Consider the following 6059-nt stretch of genomic DNA (forward strand, 5'->3'; position numbering starts at 1 on the left):
GCGCTGGGAGTCTCGCAGGCACGAGATTCGCAGCGTCACCCAGCGTCAAGAAGACGCGATCGCGCCATGACGTCGGCGCGCACTGCCGAGCGTCGCGCCTTGCCGGCGTCGTCGCGCAGCGGCGTATCGACGAATTCGACGCTGGCCGGCACCTTGTATGCGGCGATGCGCTCGCGCAGAAACGCCTGCACCGTCTGCTCATCCATTGGCGACGCCGCCTGAACCAGCGCGTACGGCACCTGGCCCAGATCCTCATCGGGTACACCAACGACCAAGCAGGACAACACATCCGGATGCGCAGACAGGGCGTTCTCGATTTCGGCAGGGTATACGTTACGGCCGCCGACGGTGAACATGTCGACCCGGCGATCCGACAGGTACAAAAACCCGTCCTCGTCGAAATAGCCGAGATCTCCCAACGAGTCCCAGCCGTCGCGAGCCTTCGCGGTGGTACCGATGTAGCGGTAGGTCGGCGCACTGCCCGGGCTCGGGCGCATGTAGATCTCCCCGACCACGCCCGGCGGGCACGGGTTGCCGTCGTCGTCGAGCACCTTCATTTCGCCCATGACCGCCACACCGACGGACCCGCGGTGGCTTAGCCACTGGTCGCCGGAGATGAAGGTCATCGCCTGAAATTCGGTGCCGCCGTAGAGCTCCCAGACCTTTTCGGGGCCCACTAGGTCGATCCAGGCCTGCTTGACGGCCGGCGGGCAGGGCGCGCCCAGGTGCCAGAACCGCCGGATCGAGGAAAGGTCATAGGAATCCGGATCTGCATGGTAGACCGGCAGCGCCCGCTGCATCATCGTCGGCACCGCGGTGACGAGCTGGGGGCGATGCTCAGTGATTAGTCGCAGGAACTCGTGCGGGTCGAACCGGCTCATCAGCACCAGGTGGCAGCCCATGATCAGCGCGACCGTCGCGCCGGTGTAGCCGGTGGTGTGGGTCAGCGGCACCGGCACCAGCGTGGTATCGCCCTCCTGGCCGCCAATGGCGTATCCCAGTGCCGGTCCGAGCCGGCTGTCACCGCCTGCCTCGATCAGCTTGGGGCGCCCAGTGCTGCCGCCGGAGCCGATCGAGCGCCAGCATGGTGACACCGTTTCCGGTAGCGGCTCATCCGGCAACGCCCGGTCGGGGACGAAACCTTGAGGAACACTTGGTATTTCGGTGTGCGCGCGCCCCACGAGCAGCGCGCGTGGCCGCAGTGCCAGCAGGCCCTCGAACTCCGCGTCTGGCAGCCGCGCGGATAGCGGTTGGGGCACCGCGCCCAGTTTCCAGCACGCCACCATGGCCTGCACGCACTCGACGGAGTTGGGCAGGGCGATGGTCACGTAGTCCCCGACGCCGACGCCGTGCTCCGCATAGGCGCGTGCCAGCCGGTTGGTCGATTTGTCGAGTTCGGCGCGAGTGATGGTGCGCCCGTCGCAGGTGACGGCGGGTTCGTCGGGCGCGATCTCCGCCAGCCGGGAGATCTGGGCGCCGATCGGCAGGATCGGCGCGGTCACGAGTAGGCGCCCTGCCGTTCGAAGATGCGGCGCGGGTTGTCGACGAGCATGGTGTGCAGCTGCTCGTCGGTGACGCCGCGTTCCTTCAGCGCGGGAATCACGTCGTTGTGGATGTGCAGGTAATGCCAATTGGGCGCGGCCACCGGCAACAACTCCTCGGGCAGCGCGTCGAAGTAGCAGTTGGCGTCGTGCGACAGCACCATCTTGTCGGCGTGGCCTCGCTCGCACATCGTCGCCACGATGTTGACTCGTTCCTCGAACGGCAGGATCACGTCGATGCCGAACCGGTCCATCCCGAGGTAGGAGCCGGCGGAGATGAGCTCCTCGAGGTAGCCGACGTCGGTGCTGTCGCCGGAATGGCCGATGATCACCCGGCTCAGGTCGACCCCCTCTTCTTCGAAGATCCGTTGTTGCTCGAGTCCGCGGCGCAGCCCCGCGTGGGTGTGCGTGGAGATCGGCACCCCGGTGCGCTTGTGCGCTTGCGCGACCGCGCGCAGCACCCGCTCAACTCCGGGGGTGATACCCGGCTCGTCGGTGGCGCACTTGAGGATTCCCGCCTTGATGCCGGTGTCGGCGATGCCCTGCTCGATGTCCCGGACGAACATGTCTGTCATGATTTCCGGACCGCCCAGCTGGCCGCCCGGGCCCATGTAGTGGAAACAGAACGGGACGTCGTTGTAGGTGTAAAGGCCGGTCGCGACGACGATGTTCAGCTCGGTCTGCGCGGCGACCCGCGCGATGCGCGGGATGTAGCGGCCCAGCCCGATCACCGTGAGGTCGACGATGGTGTCCACGCCCCGGGCCTTGAGTTCGCTGAGCCGGGCGACGGCGTCGGCCACCCGCTTATCCTCGTCACCCCATGCTTCGGGGTAGTTCATCGCGATTTCCGTGGTCATGATGAACACGTGCTCATGCATGAGCGTTACGCCGAGATCGGCTGTATCGATGGGTCCGCGAGCGGTGTTTAGTTCTGACACGTAGTCGATGCTAAGTCGTTTATCGTCCTAGCATCAGGGGCTTCGGCGGACCGGCCGCAAGGTTGCTCTCTGGCGATCGTCAGAATGCGGCGTCGTCGAGGTCCATCAATGCGGTCGAGGTGCGGGCCAAGATGCCGCGCGTCGCGGTGATCTCGGGCAACACGTTGGCGGCAAAGAACTGCGCCGCGGCGATCTTGCCCTCATAGAAAGCCTGCTCCTTGCCGCTGGCACCGGAATCGAGTGCGCGCAAGGCGATTTCAGCGTGGTAAAGCAGCTGCCAACCGATGAGCAGGTCGCCGACCGCGAGCAGATACCGCACCGAGCCGAGGCCGACCTTGTACAGCTCCGTCGGGGCTTCGGCCGAGCCCATCAGATAGCCGGTCAGGGTAGCCGTAATCGCCTGCACATCCTCCAAGGCGGTGCGCAGGTAGGTGCGATCCACCTTGAGTCGTTGATCGGCGACGTCGCTGTCGATGAAGGACTGGATCTGCGTGGCCAGGTGTGCCAGCGCCACACCCTTGTCGCGTGCGATTTTTCGGAAGAAGAAGTCCTGCGCCTGAATCGCGGTGGTGCCCTCGTAGAGCGAGTCGATCTTGGCGTCGCGGATGTACTGCTCGATCGGGTAGTCCTGAAGGAAGCCCGAGCCGCCCAGGGTCTGCAGCGATTCGGTCAGATACTGGTAGGCCCGTTCGGAGCCCACGCCTTTGATGATCGGCAACAGCAGGTCATTGACCCGGGTGGCCATCTCTTTGTCAGCACCCGAAACTGCCTCGGCCACAACGGGATCCTGGTGAGCCGCGGTGTAGAGGTAGATGGCACGTAATCCCTCGGCGTAAGCCTTCTGCATGATCAAGGATCGCCGCACGTCCGGGTGGCGGGTGATCGGCACCCGCGGGGCACCCTTATCGAGCATCTGCGTCATATCGGCGCCCTGGATCCGTGTCTTGGCGTAGTCGAGGGCGTTGAGGTAGCCGGTGGACAACGTTCCTGACGATTTGATACCGACCAGCATGCGAGCGTTTTCGATGACTTTGAACATCTGGGCGATGCCGTCATGGGTGTCGCCGACCAACCAACCCTTCGCGGGGATGCCGTGCGCTCCGAACGTCAGCTCGCATGTCGGCGATGCCTTGTATCCCATCTTGTGCTCGAGGCCCGTCGCGAATACACCGTTGCGGCCGACGATCTCGAAGCTATCCCAGTCGAACAGATACTTGGGCACGACGAAGAGGCTCAGGCCCTTGGTGCCCGCGCCCGCGCCCGCTGGGCGGGCCAGTACCAGGTGCAGGATGTTCTCGACCGTGTCGCCGAGATCGCCACCGGAAATAAATCTCTTGACGCCTTCGATGTGCCAGGAGCCGTCAGGCTGCTCGATGGCTTTGCTGCGCCCGGCTCCCACATCGGAGCCGGCGTCCGGCTCGGTGAGCACCATCGTTGCGCCCCAACGTTTTTCAACCGCCGCATTGGCCAATGCGCGCTGCCTCTCGTTGCCGAGCTCGTAGAGGACGTCGGCCATCGCCGGTCCGGCGTAGTAGAAGAACAGCGCCGGGTTGGCGCAGATGACCATCTCCAGAATTGCCCACACCGTCGTCCTCGACACCGCGGTGCCACCGATCTCCGGCGCGACACCCAGCCGCCACCACTCCGCATCCCAGATCGCTTGCACGGTCGTGCGTATCGGGTCCGGCACGGTAATGGTGTGCTGGTCGGGCAAGAACACCGGCGGCTCACGGTCGGCGGCGACGAACGACTCGGCGACCGGGCCTTGGGCGAAGCGGGCGACTTCGGCCAGGATCTCACGCGTGGTGGCGCTGTCGAGTTCACCGAGCGATCCCGAATCCAGTATCGGCCCAAGCTCAAGCGCTTCGAAAAGGTTGAACTCGATGTCGCGCAAGTTCGCTTTGTAATGCCCCATGTGGCCCTCCTCGGAGCAGTATGGGGTGTCGTGCCGATTTAGGCGGCTATTTCCGAGGTCTCGGACATCGGGCGCGCTGTCTCGTTGCGAGCGTGAACATGTCGGAAAACAGCTCACGGATTGTACGTGCTGAGCCGATGAGCCCGTCGTCGCGTGGCAGCTAGCCTTCGCCGAACACCCGAGCGAGGCGTGTGTCTGCGGGTTTCCGGACCAGCGGCGCCGGCGGCAGGACCTGAATATTCATCCCCTTGATGAGTGACCTGGCTCACAGTAAAGTGACCAGTGGTCATCGACCGCGAGGAGGACCAATGCCGACGGTTACTTGGGCTCGAGTCGACCCGGCGCGCCGCGCGGCCGTCGTGGAGGCTGCGGAGGCCGAGTTCGGATTGCACGGCTTCTCGAGCGGCAGCCTCAACGTCATCGCCCGGCGCGCAGGGGTGGCCAAAGGCAGCCTGTTCCAATACTTCGCGGACAAGCGCGACCTGTATGCGTTCATCGCCGACATTGCCAGCCAGCGGGTGCGCGCCTACATGGAGAACCGCATCCGCGAGCTTGACCCAAGCCGGCCGTTCTTCGACTTTCTGACCGACTGGCTCGACGCGTGGGTGGCCTACTTCGCCGACCATCCGCATGAACGCGCGCTGCACGCCGCGGCGACTCTTGAAGTCGACACCGAAGCCCGTGTCAGCGTGCAGAACGTCATTCACCGGCACTACCTGGAAGTGATGCGGCCGCTCGTCCGCGACGCGCACGTCCGCGGCGACCTACGCGCCGACGCCGACACCGACGCGATGATGTCGCTGCTACTGCTGATCTTTCCGCATCTCGCGCTGGCGCCTTATGTGCGCGGCCTGGATCCGATTCTCGGACTTGACGAGCCCACCCCGGAGCAACCGGCACTGGCGGTGCGCCGGCTCGTCGCGGTACTGGCGGCGGCATTTGCCCCGTTGCCGCAAGCTCACCAAATGAAGATCAAGGAGGTCACGACATGACACGAACGCATACGGGCTCGATGGTTGCCGGCGGGCTGAACTGGGACAGCTTGCCGCTCAAGCTATTCGCCGGTGGTAACGCGAAGTTTTGGAACCCGGCCGACATCGACTTCTCCCGCGACCGCGCCGACTGGGAGCGGCTTACGGACGACGAACGCCACTACGCCACCCGGCTATGCGCCGAGTTCATCGCCGGCGAAGAAGCGGTGACCGAGGACATTCAGCCGTTTATGTCCGCGATGCGGGCCGAAGGCCGTCTGGGTGACGAGATGTATCTGACGCAGTTCGCGTTCGAGGAAGCCAAGCACGTCCAGGTGTTCCGGATGTGGCTCGACGCCGTCGGCATCACCGACGATCTGCACGTCTTTCTCGATGATGTCCCGACCTACCGCACTATCTTCTACGAGGAGTTGCCGGCCTGCCTCAACGTGTTGTCCGTCGATCCCTCGCCGGCCGCGCAGATCCGCGCGTCCGTCACCTACAACCACATGGTCGAAGGCATGTTGGCACTGACCGGCTACTTCGGCTGGCACAAAATCTGCGTGGAACGGGGCATCCTTCCCGGGATGCAGGAACTGGTCCGGCGCATCGGTGACGACGAGCGACGCCACATGGCTTGGGGGACATTCACCTGCCGGCGCCACGTCGCCGCCGATGATGCCAACTGGGACGT

5 protein-coding genes are annotated in these 6059 nt (G+C 64.7%); 2 read left to right on the forward strand and 3 right to left on the reverse strand.

The window, feature by feature from the left end; translation table 11 throughout:
* Positions 1-35: 35 nt before the first annotated feature.
* The 3 genes from WBF82_RS16550 to WBF82_RS16560 all read right to left on the reverse strand — a co-directional run bounded on the left by WBF82_RS16550 (position 36) and on the right by WBF82_RS16560 (position 4394).
* The gene (locus WBF82_RS16550; RefSeq protein WP_424384059.1) at positions 36-1502 is read right to left on the reverse strand and encodes an AMP-binding protein; all 1467 of its coding nucleotides are present in this window, start codon (positions 1500-1502) and stop codon (positions 36-38) included.
* Positions 1499-2479, reverse strand: a complete 981-nt coding sequence (locus WBF82_RS16555; protein ID WP_424384060.1) for a phosphotriesterase-related protein — start codon at positions 2477-2479, stop codon at positions 1499-1501. The genes WBF82_RS16550 and WBF82_RS16555 overlap by 4 nt, the downstream gene beginning before the upstream one ends.
* 79 nt (positions 2480-2558) lie before the next feature.
* A complete protein-coding gene (locus WBF82_RS16560; protein WP_424384061.1) occupies positions 2559-4394 on the reverse strand; it encodes an acyl-CoA dehydrogenase in 1836 nt (611 codons plus the stop codon).
* A gap of 308 nt (positions 4395-4702) precedes the next feature.
* On the opposite strand from WBF82_RS16560, the gene WBF82_RS16565 reads away from it, so the two are divergent.
* Both WBF82_RS16565 and WBF82_RS16570 read left to right on the forward strand, forming a co-directional pair.
* Positions 4703-5386 carry a TetR/AcrR family transcriptional regulator gene (locus tag WBF82_RS16565; RefSeq protein WP_424077886.1) on the forward strand — a complete coding sequence of 228 codons (684 nt, stop codon included), beginning with the start codon at positions 4703-4705 and terminating at the stop codon, positions 5384-5386.
* On the forward strand, positions 5383-6059 hold a 677-nt coding region (locus WBF82_RS16570), incomplete at its 3' end, for a R2-like ligand-binding oxidase (protein WP_424384062.1). The genes WBF82_RS16565 and WBF82_RS16570, both read left to right, overlap by 4 nt.

The sequence above is a fragment of the Mycobacterium sp. genome (genome assembly GCF_049673265.1).
Classification (GTDB): Bacteria; Actinomycetota; Actinomycetes; order Mycobacteriales; family Mycobacteriaceae; genus Mycobacterium.